We start from the raw sequence: 25,976 nt of genomic DNA, 5'->3' as shown, positions 1-25,976 counted from the left end.
AACGCGTTCACCGGGCTTATGACTGGCCCTGCCTGCCTTGGAATGCCACTGTGATCCGGGCCGCTGGCCAGGGCATGGAGCAAAGACGATGGCTGACATGTTGACGCCCTATGATCCGGCAGAGGACCTCAGTGAGGGCGAGGCCGTGGCGGTGTTCATGGCCGAAGCCTTCCAGACCCAGGACCCGGCCTATATCGCCCATGCCCTTGGTGTGGCGGCGCGCGCCAAGGGGATGACGCAGATCGCACAAGCGACCGGACTGTCGCGCGAGCATCTCTACCGGTCCCTGAGCGAGGCGGGCAATCCCACGCTGAAGACCACGCTGGCGGTGATGAAGGCGCTGGGCCTGGAACTGGACGCCCATCCGCACAAACCGGCCTGAGGCCTTGCGCCCAGCCCTCGTCAGAACTCCGCTTCTTCCCAGTCGGGGAAGTCGGCTTCGTCGGCGCCGATAAATCGCAGATAGGCCGTCACCAGCGAGGAATAGGGCGGCACCGGCACCGCGCTGGCGGTGAAGCTGCCGTCGGGATCGATGGTGTCGCGGATCTCGAAATGCAGATGGTCGGTGGTCAGGGACCGCCGGCAGGCGCCATTGCTCCAGCCAATGCCGAACCAGTTGGATACCCGCCCGATGGGATCGCCTGCGCGCACGTCCTGTCCGGCCTCCACTTCCAGCGCGGAGCGTTCGCACACGCTGGGCAGGTTGGCGGCGCTGCACTGGGCCGGGGTGGTCAGCTGCGACAGGTCGCAATTATCCCAGTGCTCCAGATGCATATACCAGTAGGTCCGCCCGTCATCGCCGCGCAGGCGCACGGTCATGGAGGCGACCGAAGAGATATAGCCGTCGGTCACCGCCACCGCCATCTGGCGCTCTTCCAGCGGGAAGTTGCGGGTGCATTGCTGCGGCCTGATATCCTGGCCCACATGGTGGCCGTGGGCGTTATTGGGGCAGAAGGGATTGCGGGTGGACGTGCCGCGCCGTTCGCAGAAATTGTCTTCCCACGGGTAATCGAAATTGCGCGCGTCGCATTCGCCCGATCCGCCCGGACCGCCCACGCCGGAAAATTGCCCGCCGGGGCGGTAGACCTGGGTGTTGGCGTAGCCCGGCCCGTCCAGCGGCCAGGTCAGGTCCGGGGCGAACACATAATTGCGCGACAGCTCATCCGAACCGTCCCAGCCAAAGCCGGAGCGGTTGGCCACGTCCACATTATTGCGGTAGTCGAAGGTGGGCAGCTCGCCGGGCGGCGCCCAGGCGAACACCGCGCCGTCCGGGTCCAGCGGACCGGGCGAGGGATCGGGATCCGGCTCCGGATCAGGATCCGGCTCTGGCTCCGTCTCTGGCTCTGGCTCCGGATCAGGGCCGGGATCAGGCTCCGGCCCCGGATCGGGATCAGGCTCCCCAGGCCCGGGCTCGACCGGCCCGGGGGGCGCCGGAACATCGTCCAGCGGAAAGTAATAGAGCGCCGCGCCGCCCGCGACAGCGACCACTGCGGCCAGCAGGATGTCGCGAGCGGCGGACATGGCCCTTACTCCTCGGCCGGGCCGTCGCCGTCATCCCCGTTGGGATCGGGCTCGGGCTCGGGCTCAGGTTCCGGCTCGGGGTCCGGTTCCGGTTCAGGTTCAGGCTCGGGCTCGGGCTCCGGTTCGGGGTCGCCGGGCGGGACCGGCTCATCACCCTCAACCAGGTCCTCGATCATGGCGCCCAGCTCGTCAGCGGCCTCGCCGGCCGCGTCCAGCGCCTCTTCCACCGCATTGTCTGCAGCCTCGTCAGCGGGCGGTTCGGCGCCATTGCCATTGACCGGCATGAAATACAGCGCCGCGCCGCCAGCGGCCGCCACAACTACGGCAAGCAATTGATCACGCATCGTCTCACAACCCCCTCAGGTCTGGTCCGGAAGCTCACTCCTCCGGATTTCCGCCGGCGACGACAAGCCGTCCGACGAGTTCTCTGATAGCCGTTTCATCCTCACAGCGCGGGTCAGCATAGGTCCCGCACTCCACGGTGACTGTATAAGCCGCGCCATAGCGCGTGAAGCTGGCGGTCAGCCCGCCGCTTTCGTCGCGCTCCACCATGACGCCGTCGGCGCCGCGGCCGCGATCCATGCGCTCGCGCATTTGCGGGCTGTTCATGCGGTGGCGGATGAGGCGCGTGCCCGAAATGGTCACGCTCATGCCGTCATGATCGTAGGAGGCGTCGTAGAAATTGGCCCGGGTGCGCAGCATCAGGCCGGGCTGGCCGCCCGAGCGGGTCTGGATCACCCCATTGATCTGGGGCAGCAGCACCGGCAGGTGCACCGGCTCCAGCCGATCGGCCAGATCCCGGGCCACGAAGGGGGTATAGCTCTCGGTGGTGACCACACGCGTGGCGGTGGCGGCGGTGCGTTCGCGGAACGCGGCCAGCTGCGCCTGGTGATCGGCGCGCGCCGCCGTCCAGTCGATATCGGCAATGCGAGGATCGCGCGCGCGCTCCGGGGCAGGCTGTTCAGCCTGTTCGGCCTGCTCCTCGCCGCGGCGGATCACCTCCATCTGGCGGAAACGCTCGATATCGAAACGCTCGTGCAGCTGGCCGGGCAGATCGCGCAGGGGCGGGCGGGGGTCTTCCTGGCGCTGCTGGGCGAAGGCGGGGGCGGCCAGGGCGCACGCCATGGCGCCTGCGCTGAATGCGCGGAAGACCTGCCGTATCTGCCGGGCGCAGAGCCGAGCCATGCTTCGTCCCCTCAGTGATGAACAAGAGATTAACACAAGACGCCCCCGTCAGCCTAGCTCCAAACTTGAACGCGGCCAGTGTTTCGCGCTCCGGCGCCGGTTTCAGGGCGAAGGCGTGGCGGACATGGGTAAAAACCCCGGCGCGATGGCGCGCCGGGGCTGTGTGAACGGTGAAGCCAGGAAAGTCCTAGTGCGCGCTGCGCAGGCGCTGGCCGGCGATCTCGTCCATCTCGGCCTGTTCGGCCATGCGCGCAGCGTCCTGCAGGCGCATCAGCCGGCGCTCCTCGAGCAGTTCGTACTTTTTCAGCTCGGCGAAGGCCTGTTCCATGCGCGCGCGGATGTCATCGGCCTGGGCGTCGACTTCCTCCATCGAGGCGCGCAGCTTGTCCTTGCGCTGGATCACCGAGCGGGCATAGCTGCCATAGGCCAGATAGCCCTCGCGGGACTCGCTGGCCACGGACTGTTCCTCGGGCACGCTTTCTTCCAGCCGGGTGATCTGTTCGCGGATCGAGGCGCGGATGCGCTCGATCTCCGCCATCTGTTTTTGCAATTCCTCGACCTTGAACCGCGCCAGCCGGATCAAGGGCGCGTGTGATCTCGCCGCCATCGTCTACCCTTCCTGTTCCACCAATACGCCCGCCAGCAACGCAAAGCTCTCCTCAATCGAGGAGGCCTCGTCTCTTGTTTGCGCCAGCAAGGCTTCGAGCGGTGCGTTGACCGCAATGGCCCGGTCCACCTCCGGGTTGGTTCCGTGGGCATAGGCGCCCAGACGGATCAGTTCCTCCATGTCGGCATAGGCCGCCAGGAGCTTGCGCGCCTCGATCGCCAGGGGCGCCTCTTCGGGCGCGTAAACCTCCGGCGCAGTGCGCGAAATCGATTTGAGCACGTCAATGGCCGGGAAGCGGCCGCGCTCGGCGATGGCCCGGCTCATGACGATATGGCCGTCCAGAATGCCGCGCACCGCATCGGCGATGGGCTCGTTGTGATCATCGCCGTCCACCAGCACGGTGAACAGGCCGGTGATGGAGCCCGAGCCTTCCGGCCCCGGCCCGGCCCGCTCCAGCAGGGCGGGCAGTTCGGCGAACACTGACGGGGTGTAGCCGCGCGTGGTGGGCGGTTCGCCCGCCGCCAGCCCGATCTCGCGCTGGGCCAGCGCAAAGCGCGTCACCGAATCCATCAGGCACAACACGTTCAGGCCCTGATCGCGGAAATACTCGGCCGTGGCCATAGTCACATAGGCCGCGCGCCGCCGCGCCAGGGCGGGGGCGTCGGAGGTCTCGGTGATCACCACCGAGCGCGCGCGCCCGTCCGCGCCCAGCACGTCCTCGACAAACTCGCGCGCCTCGCGCCCGCGCTCGCCGATCAGGCCGATGACGATCACATCGGCGCCCGATCCGCGCGCCAGCATGCCCATGAGCACCGATTTGCCCACGCCCGACCCGGCGAACACGCCCAGGCGCTGGCCCTTGCGCATGGGGGCGAACAGATTGAGCGCGCGCACGCCCAGATCCAGGCGTTCGCCCAGCCTCTGGCGCGCATGGGCGCAGGGCGGGCGGCCTTTCAGCGGATAGTCCGCCGGACCGTCGGGCAGGGCGCCCAGCCCGTCGCGCGGGCGGGCGAAGCTGTCAATCACCCGGCCGAGCCAGGCCCGGCTGGGGCGAATCGCCACCCCTTCCGGAACGATTCGCGCGCCTGCGCCGGGCCGCACGCCCGCCAGGTCGCCATAAGCCATCATCAGGGCGGTCTCGCCGCGAAAGCCCACCACCTCGCAGGCGGCCGGTTCGGTTCCGGGCGCTGCATCCAGCACCGCATGAGCGCCCAGGCGCAGCGCCTGGGGCGGCCCCGAGGCCTCGATCAGCAGGCCATTCACAGCGCTCACGCGGCCCCTGAAGCGGCGCGTCTCAACGCTGGAGAGTCTCTCGATCAGGCTTTGCACGGGGGCGGTTCCGCCTTGTTGCCAGCGCGTTTTGCGCCATCGGACTTCCGTTTTAACCTCATTGCGGTTTCAACGGCGTAAACGCAGCGGCCCGCCAGGATTAATTATCATCAGGCGCAAAAATACCGTCAGCCTGTTCCATTCGCTCCAGAAATCACTATTTTCCCCCTCGCGCTGGCGGCTTGCGCCCTGATCGAAGGGCCAGCCGGGCGCGCGGCCCGTACCGGGTTGAAAAGCGCCCCCATGCGGCGCGTCCGCAGAAGAACTCACATCGCTGGCGCTGTCGCCGCCGCCGAGCCATCGACGACGAGGAGGAGCCATGCCGTTTGACCACAAGCCTGAGCGCATCGCCGGGTCGCGCCCGAAACTCAAGGCGGTCTCGCGCCGCCACAAGGACAATGTCTACGCGCAGATCGATGAGACGCGCTTCAACCGCTATGTGGTGCATGATATCGCGCGCTATCGCGACTATGTCGCGCGCGGCGGCGCAGCGGTATATTCTGAAAGCGAGCTCGATGCGCTGGAAGCCTCTGGCGTGTCGGACCGGCTGCCGCCGCGGGCCACGGACTATTATCTCGATCTGGCCGTGCGTTCGCGCGCGGTGCGCAATCTGATCAAGGCGCGCCCCGAAGAGATGGACGATCTGTCCGGCGAGGCCGATCCGTCCAACCAGCTCAAATACAGCCCCGTGCCGGGCCTTTTGCACAAATACGAGCTGGTGCTGCTTTATGTGGTGCGCGCGTGTTCGAGCTGGTGCCGCTATTGCTACCGCTCGGATTTCCTCACCGGCAAGACCTCCAAGGACACCGCCTCCATCCACGAGATCCGCCAGTATATCGAGGGCCATAACGAGGCTGTGGAACGCGGCGAGATCACCGGTAAGCCGAAAATCCGCGAGGCGCTGCTGTCGGGCGGCGATCCGATGGTGCTCTCCAACCGCAATCTGTTCGACTATCTCAACGGGCTGGCCGAAGCCGGCCTTGAGGTGATCCGGATCGGCACCAAGGAGATGGCCTTCTTCCCCGAGCGCTTCGACGATAATTTCCTGGAGATGCTCGACCTGTTCCACGAGCTGCACCCGCAAGTGCTGCTCGCCTTCATGGTCCACTTCACCCACCCCGACGAGTTCCTGATGCTGGGCGAGGAGGGCGAGTATGTGCGCGACGAGGCCGGACGGCTCTTGCGCAATCCGCTGGTGGAGCGGGCCGCCCACGGCCTGGGCGCGCGGCCCTGGATCACCATGGAGAACCAGACCCCGATCATCGACGACGTGAATGACGACGCCGATACGCTGCGCCTGCTCCAGCAGGAGCTCAAGCGCATGGGGATCAATAATCACTATTTCTTCCAATGCCGCGAGATCGAGGGCCATCGCGCCTTCGCCGTGCCGGTGGAAAAGGCCTGGAAGCTGCACGCAGACAGCCAGGCCAATCTGTCCGGGATTGAGCGCTCGCGCTTCGCCCTGTCCACCGAGGCCGGCAAGATGGAGATGGTGGCCGTGATCGACGGCGATGAGCGTCTGGCCGCGCTGGGCGGCGAGATGGGCGAGGCGCTGGCTGACGGCCTGGTCATTTTCCGCCTGCACCGCACGCCCCATAACGACGCCCAGGGCGATCTGGTGATCGCGCGGCGCAATCCGGACGCCTTGTGGATCACCGGCTATGAGGACCGCATCCTCTATGACGGCCGGGTGCGTTCAGATGGGGATAAATGGGGCGCCCTGCTGGGCGCGCTGGCCCCGATGCTGCTGAACGCTGCGGAATAACGCACCTGTTAACCCTTTGAGACTCCGGGGGCGGCTGTGATAGAGCCGCCCCCGGACTCGATTCGGCCACAGGAGTCAAACCGCTGTTAACTTCCTTTAAGGACTTCTCGCCTCACAGTGCGAACAAGGTTAACGCTTTGAGTGTCCGGCGAGGTGGATGATTCGCCGCGGATGCCTTGGGAGGGGGAACCGATGCGGGTTCTGCTGATTGAAGACGATCGCGCCACGGCGCAGGGGATCGAGCTGATGCTGAAGTCGGAAGGCTTCAACATCTATGTCACCGACCTCGGCGAGGAGGGCGTCGATCTCGGCAAGCTGTACGATTACGACATCATTCTTCTGGATCTCAATCTGCCGGACATGCCGGGGTTTGACGTGCTCAAGACCCTGCGCGTGGCCAAGGTGGACACGCCCATCCTGATCCTGTCGGGCAATGCCGATATCGATAACAAGGTGCGCGGCCTGGGCTCGGGCGCCGACGACTACATGACCAAGCCCTTCCACAAGGAAGAGCTGATCGCGCGCATCCACGCCGTGGTGCGCCGCTCCAAGGGCCATTCCCAGTCGATCATCCGCACCGGCGAGATCGCGGTCAATCTCGACGCCAAGACCGTCGAGGTGGCCGGCCAGCGCGTGCATCTGACCGGCAAGGAATACCAGATGCTCGAGCTGCTCTCCCTGCGCAAGGGCACCACGCTGACCAAGGAGATGTTCCTCAACCATCTCTATGGCGGCATGGACGAGCCGGAGCTGAAGATCATCGACGTGTTCATCTGCAAGCTGCGCAAGAAGCTGTCGGCGGCCAATAGCGGCGACAATCATATCGAGACCGTGTGGGGCCGCGGCTATGTGCTGCGCGATCCGGTCGAAGAGGCCAAATCGGCCTGATCCCCAGGATCCAGCCCAATGATCACAGCCCCGGAGCCCGTCTCCGGGGCTGTTTCACATCGGCTCGCCGCGCCTGCGGGGTCGTGCTATATTCAGGGTCATGAAACACGCGGCGATTCCACTGGCGCTGATGGCTGCGGCCCTCGCCGCACCGGGCGCGCAGGCCCAGGTGATCATGGGCTCCAGCCAGGCCGAGGCCTGTTATCACGCGGTTGAAGCAGGCGACCGGGGCCGCGCGGCCACGCTGCGCCGCTGCGAGGCGGGGCTGGAGGATATGCGCCTGACCCCGCGCGACCGGGCCGCCACCCACAATAATCTGGGCATTCTGCTGCACCGCGCCGGACGCTCGGACGAGGCGCTGGTCCAGTTCGACCGGGCGCTGCGCCTGGATGCGGACAAGCCCGCCTTCTGGCATAATCGCGGCGTGGCGATGATGGGGTTGGAGGATTTCACCGGCGCGGCGGAGCACTTCACCCGCGCGCTGGATCTGGGCTTTGACCGGCCCTCCCACGCCTATTTCAACCGCGCCCTGTCGCGCGAACAGGCCGGCGATCTGGCCGGCGCCTATGACGATCTCCAGGCCGCCCTGGACGCCAATCCCGGCTTCGCCCTCGCCCGCCAGGAACTCACCCGCTTCGTGGTCGAGCCCTCGGGGTAGTGGGCGGCGTTCGATCCATCTTTCCGCGGCTGAAGTCTTGCCCCCAAAGCCCCCCTCTTGCGTTTCCCCGGCGCAAGCCGGGGTCCAGTGCGGCGGTGTTTCTGGATCCCGGCTTTCGCCGGGAAAACGCAGGGGGCGGATCAGAACCAGTCTTCGTAGAGATCGCGCCAGTCCGGATTGGCGGTTTCGATGAGCTCCAGCTTCCAGCGCCGGCGCCACTCCTTGATCTGAAGCTCACGTTTGAGCGCGGCGCTCATCTGGCCGTGAAATTCATACCAGACCAGCCGGTTGACCCGGTATTTCCGGGTGAATACCGAGCCCATCCCCTCGCGATGCTGCCAGATGCGCCTGACGGGCGAAGAGGTGGAGCCGCAATAAAGCGTGCCATTGCGCCGGCTGGCCATCAGATACACGCAAGGCTGAAAGGGCTCTTCGCGCATGAGGGGAATGTAACAGGGCTGCGCGCGTTTGCGAGCTAAAAGTTCTTTGTCTTTCCCAACCTGCGTTTCCCCGGCGCAAGCCGGGGCCCAGTGCGGCGGTGTTTCTGGATCCCGGCTTTCGCCGGGAAAACGCAAGGGGAGAGGGCGGCGTTCGATCCATCTTTCCGCGGTTGAAGTCGTGCTCCCAAAGCCCCCCTCATGCGTTTCCCCGGCGCACGCCGGGGCCCAGCAGCGCTGGTGTTTCTGGATCCCGGCTTTCGCCGGGAAAACGCGGGGGGAGAGGTAAGGTGAGGGGTGCGGCGCCATGCCCCCCAAACCGCGCATAACCACCCCCGCTATCCCCGCCCTCACGCCAATACTTCCAGAGCCTTGACCGCGATCTCCCGCAAAAAATCCGGCCGGGGCGGGCGGGCGTTAGGGTTTGGGCAGGGTCGAGATGGAGGGCTGGGGCGATGGCCGCGGCGCCGGACTGGGAGGCGATTTACCGCGCCTGGCTCAGCGGCGAGGCGCCTGAAGCGCTGGCCCGGCGCCACGGCGTGAAACCGGCCACCATAAAGCAGCGCTGCGGGTGGTTGGACAAGGTGTTCCCCCCCAGCGAGTCCGGGCGGCTTATGGCCCGGGCCTTGCGCCTGATCGAGCAGGCGCTGGATGCAGCCGAAGCCGGCGACTGGAAGCGCGCGGGCCGCATCCTGGCCTTCGTCAACACGCTGACCGGGCGTCTCGCCCAGCTGGAGAAACAGACCATGACCAGGCACAGCCGCAAGGCGGCGGAGACAAGGACCGCATCGCGTGACGCACCCGAACACCATGCCCGGCCCGGAAGCGCAGAACACAAGCAGCTTGTGGCCGAATTCGAAGCTCGTCTTGATGCGCTGTCTCGATCCATCGGCATGGGACCCTATCGTGCAGGAGGTGAGGGCGGGGAAGAAACCGCCTGAGGAATGGCTCTATGACTGGCGCCAGTGGGCGCATGGTAAGCAGACGGCGCCGCCCGGCGACTGGCGCATCTGGATGTTTCTGGGCGGGCGCGGCGCGGGCAAGACGCGCGCGGGCGCCGAATGGGTGCGCGCCCAGGTCGCCGCCGGCGCCCGGCGCATCGCCCTGGTGGGCCCGGCCTTTCAGGATGTGCGCGAGGTGATGCTGGGCGGGCCGTCGGGCCTGATGAATCTGGGCTATCCCCATGAGCGCCCCGCCTATGAGGTCTCGCGCCGGCGGGTGGTCTGGCCGGGCGGCGCAGTGGGCTACGCCTTCAGCGCCGAGGACCCCGACGGGCTTCGCGGGCCGCAATTTGATGCGGCCTGGGCCGATGAATTCGCTGCCTGGACGCGCCCGCAGGAGACGCTGGACATGCTGCGCCTGGGCCTGCGGCTCGGCGCCGATCCGCGCCTGGTGATCACCACCACGCCGCGCGCCATACCGGCGGTGAAAAACCTGATCGGGGCGCCCGGCGTCGCCCTGACCCGCTACGCCACCGTGGAGAACCGGCACAATCTGGCGCCGGGCTTTATCGAGGCCATGGAGGCCCAATACGCCGGCTCTCACCTGTTCCGTCAGGAGCTGGAGGGCATGCTGGTCGATGATCCTGAAGGCGCGGTGTGGACCCGCGCCCTGATCGAACAGGCCCTGCGCCTGGAAGCGCCCGAGCCCGAGCGCATCGTGGTGGCGGTGGACCCGCCCGCCGGCGACGGATCGGGCGATGCCTGCGGGATCATCGTGGCGGGCGCGGCCGGAACCGGGCGCACCTCGCGCGCCGTGATCCTGGCCGACGCCTCCCTCCACGCCCGGCCCGAAGCCTGGGCGGCGCGGGTGGCTGAAACGTTCGAGGCCCATGACGCCGACAGTGTGGTGGCCGAGGCCAATCAGGGCGGCGACATGGTGCGCGCCGTGCTGCAGGCCGCCGCGCGCGACCTGCCGGTGCGCCTGGTGCGCGCCAGCCGCGGCAAGCGCGCCCGGGCCGAACCGGCCGCCGCGCTCTACGCGGCAGGCCGCGTCGCCCATGCCGGACGCTTCCCGGCGCTGGAGGACCAGATGTGCGCCTTCGGCGCGCCCGGTGAACACGCCAGCCCCGACCGCGCCGACGCCCTGGTCTGGGCGCTGGCCGCCCTGATGGACGCGGCGGGACCCAGAATGCGCGGGATGTGAGGGGTTTTGGGATAGCAAAGCGGGGCTGCCCTCTTTCCTCCCCCGCCTGCGGGGGAGGTGGATGACGCGGAGCGTCAGACGGAGGGGGGAAGCTGCGCTTCAAACCTTTGCGCCTGCCTGAACCGCCGCACCCCCCCTCCGTCAGCTGCGCTGACACCTCCCCCGTAAACGGGGGAGGAAAGGGGATGGCGCCCGCGTCTGAAGTTTTTCTCCGCATCCCCATCCCCCCATGCGTTTTCCCGGCGCAAGCCGGGATCCAGACCAACGGCTCTCCTGGGCCCCGGCTTGCGCCGGGGAAACGCAGGTTGAGGGCTCTGTGCAAACTCAACGCCCCCCAACACAAAAAGGACCCTCTCATGCTGAAGAAACTTCTGGGCCTGGACGCCAAGGCGGCCGGGGGGCGCTGGACGGTGTCGCTGGGGCCGTGCGCGGCCTGGAGCGCGCGCACCTATGGCGCGTTCGCGCGCGAGGGCTATGGGCGCAACGCCATCGCCCATCGCTGCGTGCGCCTGATCGCCGAGGCCGCGGCGGCCTGTCCCCTGCGGGTGGGCGGCGAGGGGCCGGGGGCGCAGGCCGTGCGCGCGCTGTTGGCGCGGCCCAATCCGGACCAGTGCCGGGCCGAACTGTTCGAAACGTTTCACGGCCATCTGCAAGTGGCCGGCGACGCCTATCTGGAGCTGGCGGGCGGGGCGGAGGGGCCGCATGCGCTCTACGCCCTGCGCCCGGACCGCATGCGCGTCCTCACCGGCCCCAAGGGCTGGGCGGACGGGTGGGAATACCGGCTGGGCGGTGAGGCGCGGGTGTTCGCCCGCGACCGGGCCAGCGGGCGCAGCGCGCTGCTTCACATGAAGCTCTTCAATCCGCTGGACGATCATTACGGCCAGTCGCCCATGGAGGCGGCGGCGCGCGCCGTGGACGTGCACAATGCCGGCGGGACATGGGCCAAGGCGCTCTTGGACAACGCCGCCCGGCCCTCGGGCGCGCTGGTGGTGACGGGGCGCGAGGGCGGGGATGGCCGCCTGAGCGAGGCGCAATACGCCCGCCTGAAGGACGAGCTGGAAGGGCTGTATTCCGGACCGGCCAATGCCGGGCGGCCTCTGCTGCTGGAGGGCGGGCTGGACTGGAAGCCCATGGGACATTCGCCCGCCGAGATGGACTTCATCGAGGCCAGGCGCGAGGCCGCGCGCGAGATCGCGCTGGCGTTTGGCGCCCCGCCCATGATCCTCGGCCTGCCCGGCGATAATACATATGCGAACTATCGTGAGGCGAACCTGGCCTTCTACCGCCAGACCGTGCTGCCGCTGGCGCGCAAGACCGCCAGCGCGCTCACCGCCTGGCTGGCGCCCTGGCTGGGCGAGGGGTTCGTGATCGAGCCTGACGAGGACGCCCTGCCGGCCCTGTCCGAGGAGCGCAGCGCGCGCTGGGCGCGGGTGAACGCGGCGGGTTTCCTGTCCGATGACGAGAAACGCGCCCTGCTGGGCCTGGATGAGGAGCGCCGCCCATGAAAGCGCCTGCTTTTGCGCGCGAGCCCTGGCGCGTGGACCGCACCCTGACGCTGGGCGTCGCCGTGGCGCTCGCCCTGCAGACCGCCAGCGCGCTGATGTGGGCGGGCGGCGTGCGCGAACGCCTCGCCCAGCTGGAAACCCGCGCCGCCGCCGCCGACAGCGTCAATGAACGCCTCGCCCGCCTGGAAGAACACAGCGCCTACACCCGCGCGGCGATCACCCGCATTGAACGCAAGCTCGATGAGGGCGGCTAGGGGGCAGCCCCTCCCGCCATCGAGTGGCAGGGAAAACCACCAACACCTGCCTTCCCGGACGGCGAAGCCGATCCGGGACCCATCCACCGGTCATCGGCAACCGCTGAGGCGGCTCGAAACCTTGGGGGATGGGTCCCGGATATGGGCTGCGCCCATTCCGGGAAAGCAGGATGGGTTAGCACCCCCCAAACTTCACATACAAAGGAGATGCGCATGCCAGCGCAGGACGGCTCGGGCGTCATGCTCGAGATGGCCGGCTATGCCAGCCTGTTTGATGAGGCCGACCATGGCGGCGACATCGTGCGCCGCGGCGCGTTTGCGGCCAGCCTGGCCCGGCGCGGGGCGGCGGGGGTGCGCATGCTGTTCCAGCATGATGCCGGCGAGCCGGTGGGCGTGTGGGACGCCATCACCGAGGATGGGCGCGGCCTGTATGTGCGCGGACGGCTGATGGGCGACGCCCCGCGCGGGCGCGCGGCGCTGTCCCTGGTGCGCAACGGGGCGGTGGACGGGCTGTCCATCGGGTTTCGCACGCGTCACTCCAGGCCGCGCCCCGGCGGCGGGCGCGAGCTGCTCGAGATTGATCTGTGGGAGGTGTCCATCGTCACCTTCCCCATGCTGGCCGGCGCGCGTCTGAGCGTGCTGGCCGGGCCGGGCGCCGTGCGCGCCCGCGCCGCCGCCTGACCTTCTTCCTGTAAACTTCACACATGAAAGGATCCCCATGACCCGGGAGACCAAAATGGCCGCGTCCGGCGGCAAGACCCGCGCGGCGATGCATGAATTGCTCACCGCCTTTGAAAGCTTCAAGCAGGCCAATGATGCGCGTCTGAAGGAGATCGAGACCAAGCGCAGCGCCGATCCGCTGCTGGAGGAGAAGATCAACCGCATCGACACCGCCCTGCACCGCGCGCAAGGCCGGCTGGACCGGCTGGCGCTGGAGGCCGGGCGGCCTTCCTTAAGCGGTGAGGCGCCCAGCGAGGCCAAGGCGGCGTTTGCCCATTTCCTGCGCAGCGGAGACGGCGCGCGCCTGGTGGAAGCCAAGGCGCTGTCCGGCGGCTCGCCCGCCGATGGCGGCCATGTCGCCCCGCCGGAAATCGAGGCCATGATCACCGCCAAGGTGCGCGAGGCCAGCCCCATCCGCGCCATCGCCAGCGTGCGCCAGAGCGCATCGGGCGTGTTCAAGAAGCCGGTGAGCCTGGGCGGCGCCAGCGCAGGCTGGGTCGCCGAAACCGCCGCGCGGCCCGAGACCGACACCTCCACCCTGGCGCTGATCGAGTTTCCCGCCGCCGAGCTCTACGCCATGCCCGCGGCCACGCCCACCTTGCTCGATGACGCCATGGTCAATCTGGACGAATGGCTGGCCGACGAGGTGCGCGACGTGTTCGCCGCGGCCGAAGGGGCCGCCTTCGTCAATGGCGACGGCGTCAACAAGCCGCGCGGCTTCCTGTCCTATCCCAGGGAAGAAGAGGGCCAGAACGCCTGGGGCGAGATCGGCTTCGTGGCCACCGGCGCGGCGGGCGCCTTCCCGGCCGAAGACCCGGTGGATGTGCTCATCGACCTGATCTACGCCCCCGCCGCCGCCTACCGGGCCAATGCGCGCTTTGTCATGAACAAGGCGAGCGTCAGCGTGGTGCGCAAGTTCAAGGACTCAGAGGGCAATTATATCTGGCAGCCGGGCCTTGCCGCCGGCCAGCCGGCCACGCTGATGGGCTACCGCGTCACCGAGGCCGAGGACATGCCCGATATCGCAGCGGGCGAATGCGCGATTGCGTTCGGCGATTTCGAGCGCGGCTATCTCATCGTCGACCGCCAGGGCGTGCAGATCCTGCGCGATCCCTATTCGGCCAAGCCCTATGTCCTGTTCTACACCACCCGCCGTGTCGGCGGCGGCGTCCAGGACTTCAACGCCATCAAGCTCTTGAAGTTCGCCGCGGAGTAGGGGGCGTCGAGCATTGTCTTTCCTCCCCCGCTTGCGGGGGAGGAAAGAGGTCGCGGCCAGCGTTTGAAGAGTTCTCACTCCATCTCCCCCATGCGTTTTCCCGGCGAAAGACGGGACCCAGAATCTCCGGCGCAACTGGGCCCCGTCTTTCGACGGGGAAACGCGGAGGAGGGGCGGCGTTCAGGTGATCCACCGCACCCCCTCACCTTTATCCTCTCCCCCATGTCCATGGGGGAGAGGGGGCATCCAAGCCGTACTTTATCCTTTGGGCTTGGGATCAGGCATTTCCGAAAATACGCAGCGTCAAAGCCTCCTCTCCCCTCCCTGAGGGGAGAGGGTAGGGTGAGGGGTGCGGTGCCTGCGTCTGAAGCTTCTTTTCCCCGTCCTTCCCCCCTTGGCGTTTTCCCGGCGAAAGCCGGGACCCAGACCCACGGTTAATCTGGGCCCCGGCTTTCGCCGGGGAAACGCGGGGGAGGGGGCTTGGGTTCAGATCATCTCCCGCACCCCCAGCCCAAACCACCCCCCAAAAAACCTCACGAAAGGATGCGCCATGGCGCTTGTGGAGCTGGCGCCGGCGGGCGCCGGGCCGGTCAGCGTGGCTGAAGCGCGCAGCTGGCTGCGCGTGGGTCATGAGGACGAGGACGAACTGATCGCCGCCCTGCTGGACGCGGCCTGCGCGCGCGTCGAGCATCTCACCGGGCGGGTGCTGATCGCGCGCAGCTTTCGCGAGACGCTGGACGCCTGGCCCGCCTCGCGCGTGTCCTTTCTGTCGGGCGCGGTGCGTGTGGCCGCCGGGCCGCTGATCAGCGTGGAGGCGGTGCGCATCTATGACGCGCAGGGCGCCGCGAAAGCGTGGAGCCCGGATGAATACCGGGTGGAGACCGGGACCGATCCGGGCCGCATCATCCCGCTGGCGCCTTACGCCCTGCCGCGCCCGGGACGGCGCGCAGGCGGGATCGAGATCGATTTCACCGCCGGTTACGGCGCCGAGCCGGACGATGTGCCCGCCCCCTTGCGCGAGGCGGTGCTGCGCCTGGTTTCGGAGAGTTATGGCGGGCGCCACGCGCCCGAAGCCCGGCGCGGCGAGGCGGGCCTGCCCGAGGGCGTGGCCCATCTCATCCGCCCCTATCGGAGCATCAGGCTATGAGTGCGGAAACCGCCTTTGCCGAAGCGGTGCTGGCGCGCCTCAAGGCTGATTCAAGCGTGAGCGCGGTTCTGGGCGGGCGGGTGCATGCCATCGCCCCGGGCGGGACGGCCTATCCCTTCGCCCAGCTGGGCCGCGCCGCCAGCACGCCGGCGGGCGGGGCGGGCGCGGACCTGATCGATCACCGCCTCACCGTGCAGATCTACGCCCGGCGCGATGATGCAGACCGCCTCGCCGGCGCCCTGGCCGCCATCCGCGCCGCGCTCCACAATGCGCCCCTGGCGCTCGACCCGCCCCATCGCTGCGTCCTGTGCCAGGTCGTCTATACCGACCGCTTCGCCACCAGTGACGCCCGCATCGTGCAGGGGCTCGTGCGCCTGCGGGCGCTGTTGGAGGGGTAGGGGGTATTGATCGTTTGTGCATTTTGAGGTGGGATAATTTTGCACTTTAAGGGGGAGAAACGAACTTGGCACAAGCCGCTGGCTACGCGCCCATATTCATTGCACTTTTTTCAATGCTTACAGCTATAGCTGGCTGGGCAGCATATTTTCATGCTCGACGTAGACACGTTGTTGACACCTCTATACTTATGATTTCAAAGATGAGCTCTGATCAATATGTGGCTGATATTATTGATCAGTTCCGAGAATTGAGAGGTGAGATTGAAGCGCGCGGATTAAAAGACATGACAGTAAAAGAAATTGAAGTTTTTAGATTCATAAAAGATAGTGAGGCACATAATGCAGCCAGAACACTCAAGGCGCTATTTAATTTTTATGAGTCGCTGGCGTTGGGAATAAGAAAAAAGTGGCTTTCGGAAGAAATAATTCGAGATTATTGTTCGCAATCGTATATTGCAGATTGGTTAGATTTTCAGCATACGGTTTACGATTACAGATCAAATCTTGAAGCAGAAAATTTATTTGAAGACTTCGAGCATTTGGCTTATAAATGGGCTAGTGAAAAACAGAAGCCGAAATTCAGAATGCATAGTAGATCTGGTCAGTAGGTCGTTGGCCAGTCCCACTCCAAAAGCCGCCCCTCGCCGGGCGGCTTTTTTCTTGGCTTCACATCACAGGAGAGACCCTCATGGCCGCTCAAGCGGGACGGGACATATTGCTGAAAATCGGCGATGGCGGCGCGCCGCAAGGCTTCGCCGCCGTGGCGGGCTTGCGGGCGCGGGCGATCTCGCTCAATGCGCGCGCCATTGACGCCACCCATGGCGAGAGCCCGGGGCGCTGGCGCGAGCTGTTGGGCGGGGCCGGGGTGCGCTCGGCGGCGGTGAGCGGGGCGGGCGTGTTCGTCGACAGCGCCGCCGACGAGACGGTGCGCGCGGTGTTCTTCGCCCAGGACAGGCGCGACTGGCGCCTGATCATCCCCGGCTTCGGCGCGCTGGAGGGGCCGTTCCTGGTCACCGCGCTGGAATATTCCGGGCGCCATGATGGCGAGGCGGCCTATTCGCTCTCGCTGGCCTCGGCCGGAGAGATCAGTTTTGCGCCGGACTAATCCCCTGTTCAGGGGGCGCCGTGCACGTGCGAAGGGACTAGTCTGGCGCCATCCAGGACAGGAGGATGCATCCATGAAGCTCCAGATCATGACAGCCGCTCTGGCGGCGGCGCTGGCGGCGCCGGGCCTGAGCGGCGGGGCGCAGGCGCAGGCGCCAGGCTGGACCTATGAAGAGACACAGGGCGAATCCTGCGCCTATCAGTGGAATTCGCGTTTGGGCGGACGCAATCAGCTCACCCTGATGGTCAGCCGCCGCGGCGCCCAGCGTGATAACACGCTCGTGGTGCTCGGCGCAGGCGTGGCTGAGCTCGCCTCGGGCGCTGACGTGGTGCTGGGCCTGCCCAATGGCGACGAGCGCCCGGCCCGCATGGTCAAGAATGAGGCGGCGGGGCAGGACATGGCGTTTATCCGCGTGTCGAACCGGGAGATGGGCTTGATCAGGGCGGGTTTTGACACGCCGGGCGACTTCTCGCTGATTGATCCGTCCGGCGCCGAGCCGCGCGCGGTGTGGCGCTTCACCCATCTGCCCGCCCTGCCAGCCTCCACGCGAGGGGCTTACATGTCCTGCGTCGCCGGGATTGTGGTCGCGGCGGGCAGGGCGGCGGCCCAGCCCTAGTACGGGACGGCGCGGCTGAGGTGGTTGGATGTGGGGGGGGAGACAAGGGCGCCGGCTTCTAAAAGTGTCTTTCCATACATCCCCCCTTGGCGTTTTCCCGGCGCAAGCCGGGATCCAGACCAACGGTTATCCTGGACCCCGGCTTGCGCCGGGGAAACGCAGGTTGAGAGGCTTGGGCGAGGTGATCGCCTGCGCCCCCTCACCTTACCTCTCCCCCATGTCCATGGGGGAGAGGGGGCTTCAGGCGCAGCACTTATTCCTGTGCACCTGGCATCTGGCATTTCCGAAAGGAACACAGCTTTACGCCAACCCTGCCTTCCCGGGCGACCGGAGGGAGACCCGGGACCCATCCACCACTCACTGGCCACTGTTGAGGCGGTAGGAAACCAGGGGGGATGGATCCCGGATATGGGCTTCGCCCATTCCGGGAAGGCATGAATGACGTTCACCCCCCCCCAACGGAGCCCCCATGACGAACCCGCTGACGGGCGAGACCTTGATGGTTATCGCCGGGGCGCGCGTGCGCCTGAAATTCACCCTGGCCGCCCTGGCCGAGATCGAGGCGCTGCTGGGCGCGGACGGGCTGGAGGCGCTGGGGGCGAAGATGCGCACGCTCACCGCGCGCGAGCTGGCCGGCGTGCTGGCGGCCTTGCTCAGGGCGGGCGGCGCGGATGATCCCGACACCCTGGCCGGCCAGGCCGATCCGCGCGCGGCGGCGCAAGGTGTGGCGGCGTGTTTCCTCGCCAATCTGTCGTGAAGGACCGCTGATGAGCGCGCGCTGGCGGGCCTGGCTGCAGACGGCGGTGCTGCGCCTGGGCCTTTCTCCATCCGAGTTCTGGGCGCTGAGCCTTGCCGAATGGCGCGCGCTTCTGGCCGCCCTGGCGCCGGCATCCGGCGAGGCGCTGGACCGGGCCGGGCTGGAGGCTTTGCGCGCGGCCTATCCCGATAAAAGGAGCTCTCCATGACATCCCATTCCGAGACTCGCGCCGGGGCCGCCGAAACCGCCGCTGCGCTCAATGAAGCCGCGGACGCCGGCGAGGACGCCGCGGACCGCATCAGCGAGGCCTTCGAGACCGCCGGGCGCTCCATATCCTCCAGCCTCGAAGCCGCGGCGCGCGCGGGCGAGGTGTCGTTTGCGCGCATGAGCGAGGCGATCCTGCGCGATCTGGCGCGCCTGGCCGTGCGCGAGATCGTGGCGCCGCAAGTCGAGGGCCTGGCCGCCGGTCTGGGCCGGGTGTTTGACCATGTCATCGGCCAGCGCGCCGAAGGCGGGCCGGTCTTAAGCAGCGCGCCCTATCTGGTGGGCGAGCGGGGGCCGGAAGTGTTCACGCCGTCGGCCTCGGGCCGGATCGAGCCCATGGCCGCCCCGCCCGTGCAGGTCATCATCCACGCCGCGCCGGGCGCGGACGCCGCCGACGCCGTGCGCCGGTCGGAGCGCCAGATCGCGGCCAGCGTGGCGCGCGCCGTGCTGGCGGGACGGGGGGCGCTGTGAGCGTGTTTCATGATGTGCGCTTTCCGCTCTCCATCGGGCTTCATGCGCGCGGCGGGCCGGAGCGGCGCACCGAGATCGTCACGCTGGCCAGCGGCGCCGAGGAGCGCAACAGCCCCTGGGCCCATTCGCGCCGCCGCTGGGACGCCGCGCCCGGCGTGCGCTCGCGCGATGACCTGGCCGAACTGATCGCCTTCTTCGAAGCCCGGCGCGGGCGCCTGCACGCCTTCCGCTTCACCGACCCCATGGACCACGCCTCCTGCCTGCCCTCGGCCCAGCCCTCGGCCCTGGACCAGGCGCTGGGCGAGGGCGACGGGGAGCGCACCGCCTTCGATCTCGTCAAGCGCTACGGGACGGGGGACAGCGCCTGGCTGCGGCCTATCACAAGGCCTGTGGCCGAAAGCGTCATGGCGGCGGTGGACGGCGTGGTCACGCCGGTGACTGTGTCGGGCGGCCAGATCGTGTTCGCCGAACCGCCGCCCTCCGGCGTGCCGGTCACCGCAGGTTTCCGCTTCGACTGCCCCGCCCGCTTCGACGCCGACCGGCTGGAGCTCTCAGCCGAACACTTCGCCGCCGCCGCCCCCAGCGTGCCGCTGGTGGAGGTGAGGGAGTAGGGAGCGCGCCTCTTTCCTCCCCCGCAAGCGGGGGAGGAAAGGGGATGGCGCTGGATCTTTAGGCTTTTCTCCCCTCCATCTCCCACTCCGCGTTTTCCCGGCGCAAGCCGGGATCCAGACCCACGGTTCTCCTGGGCCCCGTCTTTCGACGGGGAAACGCGAGTTGAGAGGTTCAGGCGAGGTGATCACCCGCGCCCCCTCACCTTACCTCTCCCCCATGTCCATGGGGGAGAGGGGGCATCCACGCCGCGCTTGATCCTTTGAGTTTGGGATCAGGCATTTTCCGAATAGACCGCAGCGTCAAAGCCTCCTCTCCCCTCCCTGAGGGGAGAGGGTAGGGTGAGGGGTGGGCGCGCCTGCGTCAGATGATTTTCCCCTCCATCCCCCCCATGCGTTTTCCCGGCGAAAGCCGGGATCCAGATCAACGGTTATCCTGGGCCCCGGCTTTCGCCGGGGAAACGCTAGGGGAGGAGGCTTGGGCGAGATGATCCCCCCCCACACAGAAAGTCCCTCTCATGATCCCCATACCTGAACCGCTCCGGCTGACGCTGGAGGCGGGGGTGACGACTTTGGCCTGGTGCTGGATTGCGCAGCGGCGCGATGGCGCGGTGTTCGGGTTTACCGATCATGACCGGGCGCTCACCGTCGCGGGCGTTGCCTGCCAGCCCGGCGGCGGGTTCGAGGCCGGCGAGATGCGCGCCGGCGATGGCGCGGCGCGCGGGGCGGTGTTCGGCGTGATGCGCGCGGACGGGGTCAGCCAGGCCGATCTCGATAACGGGCTGTGGGACCAGGCGCGGGTGGAAGTCTGGCGCGTGGACTGGCGCGATCCGGCGCTGAACTGGCGCACCTTCACCGGCGAGCTGGGCGCGGTGCGGCGCGGGCCTTCGGGGTTTGAGGCCGAATTGTCGGGCCTGTCGGCGCGGCTCGACCGGCTGATCGGGCGGGTGTTTGCGCGCGCCTGCGACGCCGAGCTGGGCGATGAACGCTGCGGCGTGGATCTCGACGCGCCCGGCTGGCGCGGCGCTGGAACGGTCACGCAGGCGCTGGCGCCCGGCGCGCTGCTGGCGGGCGGGCTGGAGAGCTTTGCGCCGGGCTGGTTTGCGCGCGGGGTGATCGTCTGGACCAGCGGCGCCAATACCGGCGCGCGCCAGCGCGTCACGGCCCATCGTCATGGGCCGGACGGGGCGGCGCTGGAGCTGGACCCGGTTCCGGCCGCGCCGGTGCAGGCGGGCGACGGGTTCGAGATCACCGCCGGCTGCGACAAGCGCTTCGAGACCTGCGCGGGCCAGTTTTCCAACGCGGTCAATTTCCGCGGCTGTCCCCATATGCCGGGCAATGATCTGATCCTGCGCGCTGCGGGGTCGGAAGCCGTGCGCGACGGGGGCAAGAGATGAGGGCGCGCGCGCTGGCCGAGGCGCGGCTCTGGCTCGGCACGCCCTATCGCCATCAGGCGAGCCTGCGCGGGGCGGGGTGTGATTGCCTGGGCCTGATCCGCGGGGTGTGGCGCGCGCTCCATGGCGATGAACCGCAAAGCGTGCCGCCCTATGACCCGGGCTGGGCCGGGCGGGGCGGGGAAGACACCCTGCATGATGCGGCGCGGCGCTGGCTGGTCCCGGTGGAGACGGCCCGGCCGGGCGATGTGATCGTCTTTCGCTATGCGCCCGGCGCCCCGGCCAGCCATTGCGCCATCCTCAGCGCGCCCGGCCATATGATCCACGCCATGCAGGGACGCGCGGTGTGCGAGAGCGCGCTGGTCCCCTGGTGGCGCCGGCGCGTCTGCGGCGCCTTCGCCTTTCCTGAAAACTGATCCTGACATGAAGGAGGCCCGCCCATGGGTCAGGTGATTCTGCCCGGCGCGGCGCGTCTGGCAGCCGCCTTCATCGGCGGCGCAGCCCAGCGCGCGATTACCGGCCTGTTTGCGCGGGACCGTGAAGGACCGCGCCTCTCCGAACTGTCGGTGCAGACCTCGACGGAAGGCGCCGGGATTCCCATCGTCTATGGCCGCATGCGCGTGACCGGACAGGTGATCTGGGCGGCGCGCTTTCGCGAGAGCGCCCAGACCCGCTCGTCCGGGGGCGGCAAGGGCGGGCCGAAGACCACCGAGTACCGCTACTCGCTGAGCTTTGCGGTGGGGCTGGCCGAAGGGCCGATTGGCGGGGTCGGGCGCATCTGGGCCAATGGCGAGCCGTTCGAGCGGGCCGGCGCGCTGGTGCGCATCTATACCGGCGCTGAAGACCAGGCGCCCGATCCGCTGATCACCGCCATCGAGGGCGCCGCGCCGGCCTATCGCGGCCTGGCCTATGCGGTGTTTGAAGATCTCGATCTCACACCCTATGGCGAGCGCATTCCCAATCTGTCGTTCGAGATCATCGCGGCGGCCGAGGGAGAAGCGGGCGGGCTGGAAGAGGCGGTGCGCGGCATGTGCCTGATCCCGGCGTCTGGCGAGTTCGCCTATGCCGACCGGGCTGTGGCGCGCGAGATCCGCGAGGGCCAGGACCGCCCTGAAAACCGCCATACCGCGCGCGCGGGCAGCGATCTGGAAGCCGCGCTGGACGATCTGGCCCGCGCGCTGCCCAATTGTCAGAGCGTGGCGCTGGTCACCGCCTGGTTCGGGACCGATCTGCGCTGCGCAGAGTGCGAGATCCGCCCCGGCGTGGAGACGCGCGAGAAAGTCACCCGGCCCCTGATCTGGAGCGCCGCAGGCGAGACGCGCGCCACCGCCCATCTGGTCAGCGGCTCGGGCGAGGGGCCGGCCTATGGCGGCGCCCCCGGCGACGAGACGGTGATCATGGCCATCAAGGCGCTCAAAGCTCGCGGCTATCAGGTCACGCTCTATCCCTTCATCCTGATGGACGTGGCGCCGGGCAATGGCCTGCCCGATCCCTGGGGCGGGGCGGAGCAGGGCGCCTATCCCTGGCGCGGGCGCATCACCTGCCACCCGGCGCCGGGCCAGCCCGGCTCGCCCGACCAGAGCGCCGTGGCGGCCGATCAGGTGAGCGCGTTCCATGGCGGGGCGCTGGCCAGTCATTTCAGCGTCAGCGGCGAGACCATCGCCTATTCCGGCCCGGACGCCTGGTCCTTCTCGCGCTTCATCCTGCACCATGGGTCGCTGGCCAAGGCGGCGGGCGGGGTGGAGAGCCTGATCATCGGATCGGAAATGCGCTCTCTCACCCAGGTGCGCTCCGGCCCGGCTGATTATCCCTTCGTGTCCCACCTCAAGCATCTGGCCGGTGAGGCGCGCGCCCTGCTGGGGCCGCAGGTGAAGCTCTCCTATGCCGCCGACTGGTCGGAATATTTCGGGCATGCGCCCGGCGGCGGCGACCGGCTGTTTCATCTCGATCCGCTGTGGGCGGATGAGAACATCGATTATGTGGGCATTGACTGGTACGCCCCGCTGGCCGACTGGCGCGAGGGTGCGGCCCATCTCGACGCGCTGGCGGGCGCGGCCTCCATTTATGACCGGGACTATCTGAGCGCCAATGTGGAGGGCGGGGAGGGGTATGACTGGTTCTATGCCAGCCCAGCCGACCGGGAGGCGCAGGCGCGCACCCCCATCACCGACGGCGCCCATGACGAGCCCTGGGTGTGGCGCTACAAGGATTTGCGCCGCTGGTGGGCCAACGCCCATCACGAGCGGCTGGATGGCGTGCGCAACGCGTCGCCTACGGACTGGGTCCCGGCCATGAAGCCGGTGCGTCTGGTGGAACTGGGCTGCCCGGCGGTGGACAAGGGCGCCAACCAGCCCAACGTGTTCATTGACCCCAAAAGCTCGGAGAGTTTTGCGCCCTATTTCTCCACCGGCGCGCGCGATGATCTGATCCAGCGGCGCTATATCGAGGCGCTGTACGCCTATTGGACCGCGCCGGGCGTCAATCCGCTCTCGCCGGTCTATGGCGGGCCCATGCTGGATATGGCCATGAGCCATGTATGGACCTGGGATGCGCGGCCCTTCCCTGAGTTTCCCGCCCGTAGCGATGTCTGGGCGGACGGGCCGAACTGGCGCACCGGTCACTGGCTGACCGGGCGGGCGGGCCAGTCGCCGCTGGCGCGGCTTGTCAGCGATATTGCGGCGCGCGCAGGGCTTGCAGAGCTGGATGCGTCGCGCCTGACCGGCGTGCTGGCCGGCTTCGTCATCGAGCCCCCGGTGCGCGCGCGCGATCTGATCGACCAGCTGGGCGCAGCGTTTGGTTTTGTGCTGGCCGACCGGGCGGATGGGCCGGCCTGCATCCCCGTGACGCCGGAAGGTGCGCCGCTGGCGCTGGAGGGGCTGAATCTGGCCGTGCGCGGCGATGGCGAGCGGGTGAGCTTTTCAAGAGCGCCGGAAGAGGCCCGGCCCGAAGGCGCGCGCCTGACCTTCCTGGCCGATGACGGCGATTACCGCCCGGCCTCGGTTTACGCCCACGGGCTGGATAGCGTGCGCGAAGGGCTGATCGATCTGCGTATCCCTGCGCTGGCTGACCGCACGCTGGCGGCGGGCTGGGCGCAGACACTGCTGACCCGGGCGCGGGCCGAAGCCGAGACGGCGCGCCTGGTGCTGCCGCCGTCTTTGAGCGCGCTGGAGCCGGGCGATGCGGTGACGCTTGATGCCGGGCCTGCGGGCCGGGTCTGGCGCATCGCGGTGACCGAAGGGCTCAGCGCCCGGCGCGCGGAACTGACCGGGGCGAGCCCCGGCCCGGCCCTGATCACCGGCCCCGAACCGGGCGCGGGCGAGGCGGCGGCTCTGCCCTCCCGGCCCCTCCTGCGCGCGCTGGACCTGCCGCTGGCGCCGGGCGAGGGCGCGCGCGGCGGATTATGGGCGGCGGCGTCTGCTGATCCCTGGCCGGGCGAGCTGGTGATCTATGCCGGCGCCAGCCTGGAGACGGCCAGCGAACGCGCGCGCATCACCGCGCCGGCCTTCACCGGCGTTCTGACCGCCCCGCTGGGGCCGGGCTTTGAGGGCCGGATCGACAAGGGCAATGTGATGGAACTGCGCCTGGATAACGGGGCGCTGTCCAGCGTCACGCGCGCCGCGCTTCTGTCCGGCGCCAACCGGCTGGCGGTGGAAACGGGCGAGGGCTGGGAGGTTTTGAGCTTCGAGACGGCGGAGATGACCGGGCCGCAGGACTGGCGCCTCACCGGGCTCCTGCGTGGCATGGGCGGATCGCCCCTGTCAGGGGCGGGCGAGGGCGCGCGCGTGGTGGTGCTGGACGGGGCGGGGGCGGTGGTTCCGGTCAGCGCCGGTGAGCGCGGCGAAGCGCTGATCCTCGCCGCCGTCCCGCCGGGCGCAGCGCTCAATGATCCGTCCGCGCGGGTGATCGAGGCGGGCTATCACGGCGCGGACATCCGCCCGCTCAGCCCTGTGCATGTGCGCGCGCACGTCAGGAACGGCGCGCTGGAGGCGCGCTGGGTGCGGCGCGGGCGCTTGGACGCCGACGCCTGGGGCGCGGACATCCCGCTGGGCGAGGAGAGCGAGCGCTATGCGGTGTCGCTTCTCAATGCCGATGAAACAGTCGTTTGGCAGGGCGAGACGGCTGTTCCTGCGCTGTCGCTGGAGGCGGGCGTGATCGCTTCGGTTCTGCCCGGCGGAACAGAGGGCGCGCGCCTGCGCGTGGCGCAGATCTCGGCCGTTTATGGCCCCGGACGGGCGGGGGAGATCGCTCTGGCGCCCTGACGCGTCAGTTCCAGACCCGCTCGAAATGGTAGGCGCCCGCGCCGGGAACCTTGAAGGCGTATTCGCCGTCCTCCAGCCGGCCGGATTCCGAATACGCGATCCGGCCAAAGCTGATGGAGACGCGCGCGCTGATCCCCATGGTGCGCCCGGACTGTGCGGTGATCACGCAATCGGCCTCATCCACCGCCAGCACGGTCTCGCCGCCTTCGCGCGAGACGGGCCTGAGCTGGCAGGCTTGCGGATAGCCGATCAGATCGTCTGGGGTGAGGTCTGTGAAATCCTCCCATCCCGTGCGTCCCTCAAACGCGGCCGGGTCGCGGAAAGTGTAGAAATCCATGCCGGTGAGCGGGCTTTCATCGGGCAGGATCTCGCTGTGGAACACCCACAGGCGCTGGCGGCTCACCGGCCCGTCCGGCCCGCCCTCGCGCCATTCCAGATACACCGCGTCGCCGGGAATGTGGGGCGTGTCGATTGAGACAAAGCGCGCATGCTGCAGGTCGAGCCAGTCATAGGGGTGGCCTGCCGCGGGCGGGCGCTTGAGGCTCTCGTCCGCGGCCTCGTACTGGGCCGCATTGGACCAGACGCCGGCGAGCAGGCTCGCCATGACCTGCCCCTCCCGTTCGATCTCGCCTGCATGTCCGCCTGAAAACGCCAGCACCAGCGCCGCGATCATGGCCCGTCCCTCCGTATCGCCTGTCTACAGCGTCTCAGCCTGCCTGAAGGCGTG

The 25,976-nt window shown here is 68.3% G+C and carries 29 protein-coding genes; 22 read left to right on the top strand and 7 right to left on the bottom strand.

The genetic code is table 11. From position 1 onward, the window contains the following. Window positions 1-88: 88 nt before the first annotated feature. Window positions 89-382: an addiction module antidote protein gene (locus tag F1654_RS04715; protein WP_150022317.1), complete on the top strand. Its 294-nt coding sequence runs from the start codon at window positions 89-91 to the stop codon at window positions 380-382. Window positions 383-402: 20 nt separating this feature from the next. Here the strand turns inward: F1654_RS04715 and F1654_RS04710 are convergent, their stop codons facing one another. The 5 genes from F1654_RS04710 to fliI all read right to left on the bottom strand — a co-directional run bounded on the left by F1654_RS04710 (window position 403) and on the right by fliI (window position 4,642). Then, window positions 403-1,521, bottom strand: coding sequence for a M23 family metallopeptidase (locus F1654_RS04710; protein WP_150022316.1), 1,119 nt, complete (start codon window positions 1,519-1,521; stop codon window positions 403-405). A gap of 5 nt (window positions 1,522-1,526) precedes the next feature. Next, on the bottom strand, window positions 1,527-1,865 hold the full coding sequence (locus F1654_RS13855) for a hypothetical protein (RefSeq protein ID WP_199200449.1): 339 nt from the start codon (window positions 1,863-1,865) through the stop codon (window positions 1,527-1,529). A gap of 34 nt (window positions 1,866-1,899) precedes the next feature. Then, a complete protein-coding gene (locus F1654_RS04700; protein WP_150022315.1) occupies window positions 1,900-2,706 on the bottom strand; it encodes a hypothetical protein in 807 nt (268 codons plus the stop codon). Between the two features lie 187 nt (window positions 2,707-2,893). After that, window positions 2,894-3,313 (bottom strand): flagellar export protein FliJ, encoded by a 420-nt coding sequence (gene fliJ / locus F1654_RS04695; RefSeq protein ID WP_150022314.1) that lies wholly within the window; start codon window positions 3,311-3,313, stop codon window positions 2,894-2,896. A 3-nt stretch (window positions 3,314-3,316) separates the two neighbouring features. Next, a complete protein-coding gene (gene fliI / locus F1654_RS04690; RefSeq protein ID WP_150022313.1) occupies window positions 3,317-4,642 on the bottom strand; it encodes a flagellar protein export ATPase FliI in 1,326 nt (441 codons plus the stop codon). Window positions 4,643-4,961: 319 nt separating this feature from the next. Between fliI and F1654_RS04685 the strand changes: the two genes are divergently transcribed. From F1654_RS04685 to F1654_RS04675, 3 genes are all read left to right on the top strand, one after another. Then, window positions 4,962-6,407, top strand: a complete 1,446-nt coding sequence (locus tag F1654_RS04685; RefSeq protein WP_150022312.1) for a KamA family radical SAM protein — start codon at window positions 4,962-4,964, stop codon at window positions 6,405-6,407. 192 nt (window positions 6,408-6,599) lie between these two features. Continuing rightward, complete coding sequence (ctrA, locus tag F1654_RS04680) at window positions 6,600-7,295, top strand: response regulator transcription factor CtrA (RefSeq protein WP_150022311.1); 696 nt, start codon at window positions 6,600-6,602, stop codon at window positions 7,293-7,295. A 100-nt stretch (window positions 7,296-7,395) separates the two neighbouring features. Then, window positions 7,396-7,953 carry a tetratricopeptide repeat protein gene (locus F1654_RS04675; RefSeq protein WP_150022310.1) on the top strand — a complete coding sequence of 186 codons (558 nt, stop codon included), beginning with the start codon at window positions 7,396-7,398 and terminating at the stop codon, window positions 7,951-7,953. 140 nt (window positions 7,954-8,093) lie between these two features. Here the strand turns inward: F1654_RS04675 and F1654_RS04670 are convergent, their stop codons facing one another. Then, the gene (locus tag F1654_RS04670; RefSeq protein WP_269844602.1) at window positions 8,094-8,366 is read right to left on the bottom strand and encodes a GIY-YIG nuclease family protein; all 273 of its coding nucleotides are present in this window, start codon (window positions 8,364-8,366) and stop codon (window positions 8,094-8,096) included. Window positions 8,367-8,845: 479 nt separating this feature from the next. On the opposite strand from F1654_RS04670, the gene F1654_RS04665 reads away from it, so the two are divergent. The 18 genes from F1654_RS04665 to F1654_RS04580 all read left to right on the top strand — a co-directional run bounded on the left by F1654_RS04665 (window position 8,846) and on the right by F1654_RS04580 (window position 25,249). Beyond that, on the top strand, window positions 8,846-9,331 hold the full coding sequence (locus F1654_RS04665; protein WP_150022308.1) for a hypothetical protein: 486 nt from the start codon (window positions 8,846-8,848) through the stop codon (window positions 9,329-9,331). After that, complete coding sequence (locus F1654_RS04660; RefSeq protein WP_150022307.1) at window positions 9,261-10,535, top strand: DNA-packaging protein; 1,275 nt, start codon at window positions 9,261-9,263, stop codon at window positions 10,533-10,535. Before F1654_RS04665 ends, F1654_RS04660 begins: the two co-directional genes overlap by 71 nt. A 356-nt stretch (window positions 10,536-10,891) precedes the next feature. Further along, complete coding sequence (locus tag F1654_RS04655; RefSeq protein ID WP_150022306.1) at window positions 10,892-12,040, top strand: phage portal protein; 1,149 nt, start codon at window positions 10,892-10,894, stop codon at window positions 12,038-12,040. Beyond that, window positions 12,037-12,294 carry a hypothetical protein gene (locus F1654_RS04650; protein ID WP_150022305.1) on the top strand — a complete coding sequence of 86 codons (258 nt, stop codon included), beginning with the start codon at window positions 12,037-12,039 and terminating at the stop codon, window positions 12,292-12,294. Before F1654_RS04655 ends, F1654_RS04650 begins: the two co-directional genes overlap by 4 nt. A gap of 213 nt (window positions 12,295-12,507) precedes the next feature. Beyond that, on the top strand, window positions 12,508-12,975 hold the full coding sequence (locus F1654_RS04645) for an HK97 family phage prohead protease (RefSeq protein WP_233205127.1): 468 nt from the start codon (window positions 12,508-12,510) through the stop codon (window positions 12,973-12,975). A gap of 37 nt (window positions 12,976-13,012) precedes the next feature. After that, entirely contained in the window at window positions 13,013-14,230 is a 1,218-nt protein-coding gene (locus F1654_RS04640) for a phage major capsid protein (protein ID WP_150022303.1), read from the top strand. Between the two features lie 550 nt (window positions 14,231-14,780). Beyond that, entirely contained in the window at window positions 14,781-15,377 is a 597-nt protein-coding gene (locus F1654_RS04635; RefSeq protein WP_150022302.1) for a head-tail connector protein, read from the top strand. Further along, the gene (locus F1654_RS04630) at window positions 15,374-15,775 is read left to right on the top strand and encodes a DUF3168 domain-containing protein (RefSeq protein ID WP_150022301.1); all 402 of its coding nucleotides are present in this window, start codon (window positions 15,374-15,376) and stop codon (window positions 15,773-15,775) included. The genes F1654_RS04635 and F1654_RS04630 overlap by 4 nt, the downstream gene beginning before the upstream one ends. Before the next feature lie 65 nt (window positions 15,776-15,840). After that, a complete protein-coding gene (locus F1654_RS04625) occupies window positions 15,841-16,383 on the top strand; it encodes a DUF4760 domain-containing protein (protein WP_150022300.1) in 543 nt (180 codons plus the stop codon). Between the two features lie 80 nt (window positions 16,384-16,463). Then, window positions 16,464-16,880, top strand: a complete 417-nt coding sequence (locus F1654_RS04620; protein WP_150022299.1) for a phage major tail protein, TP901-1 family — start codon at window positions 16,464-16,466, stop codon at window positions 16,878-16,880. A gap of 73 nt (window positions 16,881-16,953) precedes the next feature. Next, a complete protein-coding gene (locus tag F1654_RS04615; RefSeq protein ID WP_150022298.1) occupies window positions 16,954-17,496 on the top strand; it encodes a hypothetical protein in 543 nt (180 codons plus the stop codon). Between the two features lie 469 nt (window positions 17,497-17,965). After that, entirely contained in the window at window positions 17,966-18,253 is a 288-nt protein-coding gene (locus F1654_RS04610) for a GTA-gp10 family protein (RefSeq protein WP_150022297.1), read from the top strand. Window positions 18,254-18,263: 10 nt separating this feature from the next. Further along, on the top strand, window positions 18,264-18,461 hold the full coding sequence (locus F1654_RS04605; protein WP_150022296.1) for a phage tail assembly chaperone: 198 nt from the start codon (window positions 18,264-18,266) through the stop codon (window positions 18,459-18,461). Continuing rightward, window positions 18,458-18,988, top strand: a complete 531-nt coding sequence (locus F1654_RS04600) for a phage tail tape measure C-terminal domain-containing protein (RefSeq protein WP_150022295.1) — start codon at window positions 18,458-18,460, stop codon at window positions 18,986-18,988. Before F1654_RS04605 ends, F1654_RS04600 begins: the two co-directional genes overlap by 4 nt. Then, the gene (locus F1654_RS04595) at window positions 18,985-19,599 is read left to right on the top strand and encodes a DUF2460 domain-containing protein (protein WP_150022294.1); all 615 of its coding nucleotides are present in this window, start codon (window positions 18,985-18,987) and stop codon (window positions 19,597-19,599) included. Before F1654_RS04600 ends, F1654_RS04595 begins: the two co-directional genes overlap by 4 nt. A gap of 515 nt (window positions 19,600-20,114) precedes the next feature. Continuing rightward, on the top strand, window positions 20,115-20,993 hold the full coding sequence (locus F1654_RS04590; RefSeq protein WP_150022293.1) for a DUF2163 domain-containing protein: 879 nt from the start codon (window positions 20,115-20,117) through the stop codon (window positions 20,991-20,993). Further along, window positions 20,990-21,406, top strand: a complete 417-nt coding sequence (locus tag F1654_RS04585) for an NlpC/P60 family protein (RefSeq protein ID WP_150022292.1) — start codon at window positions 20,990-20,992, stop codon at window positions 21,404-21,406. The genes F1654_RS04590 and F1654_RS04585 overlap by 4 nt, the downstream gene beginning before the upstream one ends. Window positions 21,407-21,430: 24 nt before the next feature. After that, window positions 21,431-25,249 (top strand): baseplate multidomain protein megatron, encoded by a 3,819-nt coding sequence (locus F1654_RS04580; protein WP_150022291.1) that lies wholly within the window; start codon window positions 21,431-21,433, stop codon window positions 25,247-25,249. A gap of 4 nt (window positions 25,250-25,253) precedes the next feature. On the opposite strand, the gene F1654_RS04575 is transcribed toward F1654_RS04580, so the two are convergent. Then, the gene (locus F1654_RS04575) at window positions 25,254-25,922 is read right to left on the bottom strand and encodes a hypothetical protein (RefSeq protein WP_150022290.1); all 669 of its coding nucleotides are present in this window, start codon (window positions 25,920-25,922) and stop codon (window positions 25,254-25,256) included. Window positions 25,923-25,976: the final 54 nt, after the last annotated feature.

This window comes from Alkalicaulis satelles (genome assembly GCF_008630495.1).
In the GTDB taxonomy this organism is placed as follows: domain Bacteria; phylum Pseudomonadota; class Alphaproteobacteria; order Caulobacterales; family Maricaulaceae; genus Oceanicaulis; species Oceanicaulis satelles.
Note: the sequence above shows the minus strand (reverse complement) of the source record. Positions and strands in the feature narration are given on the sequence as shown.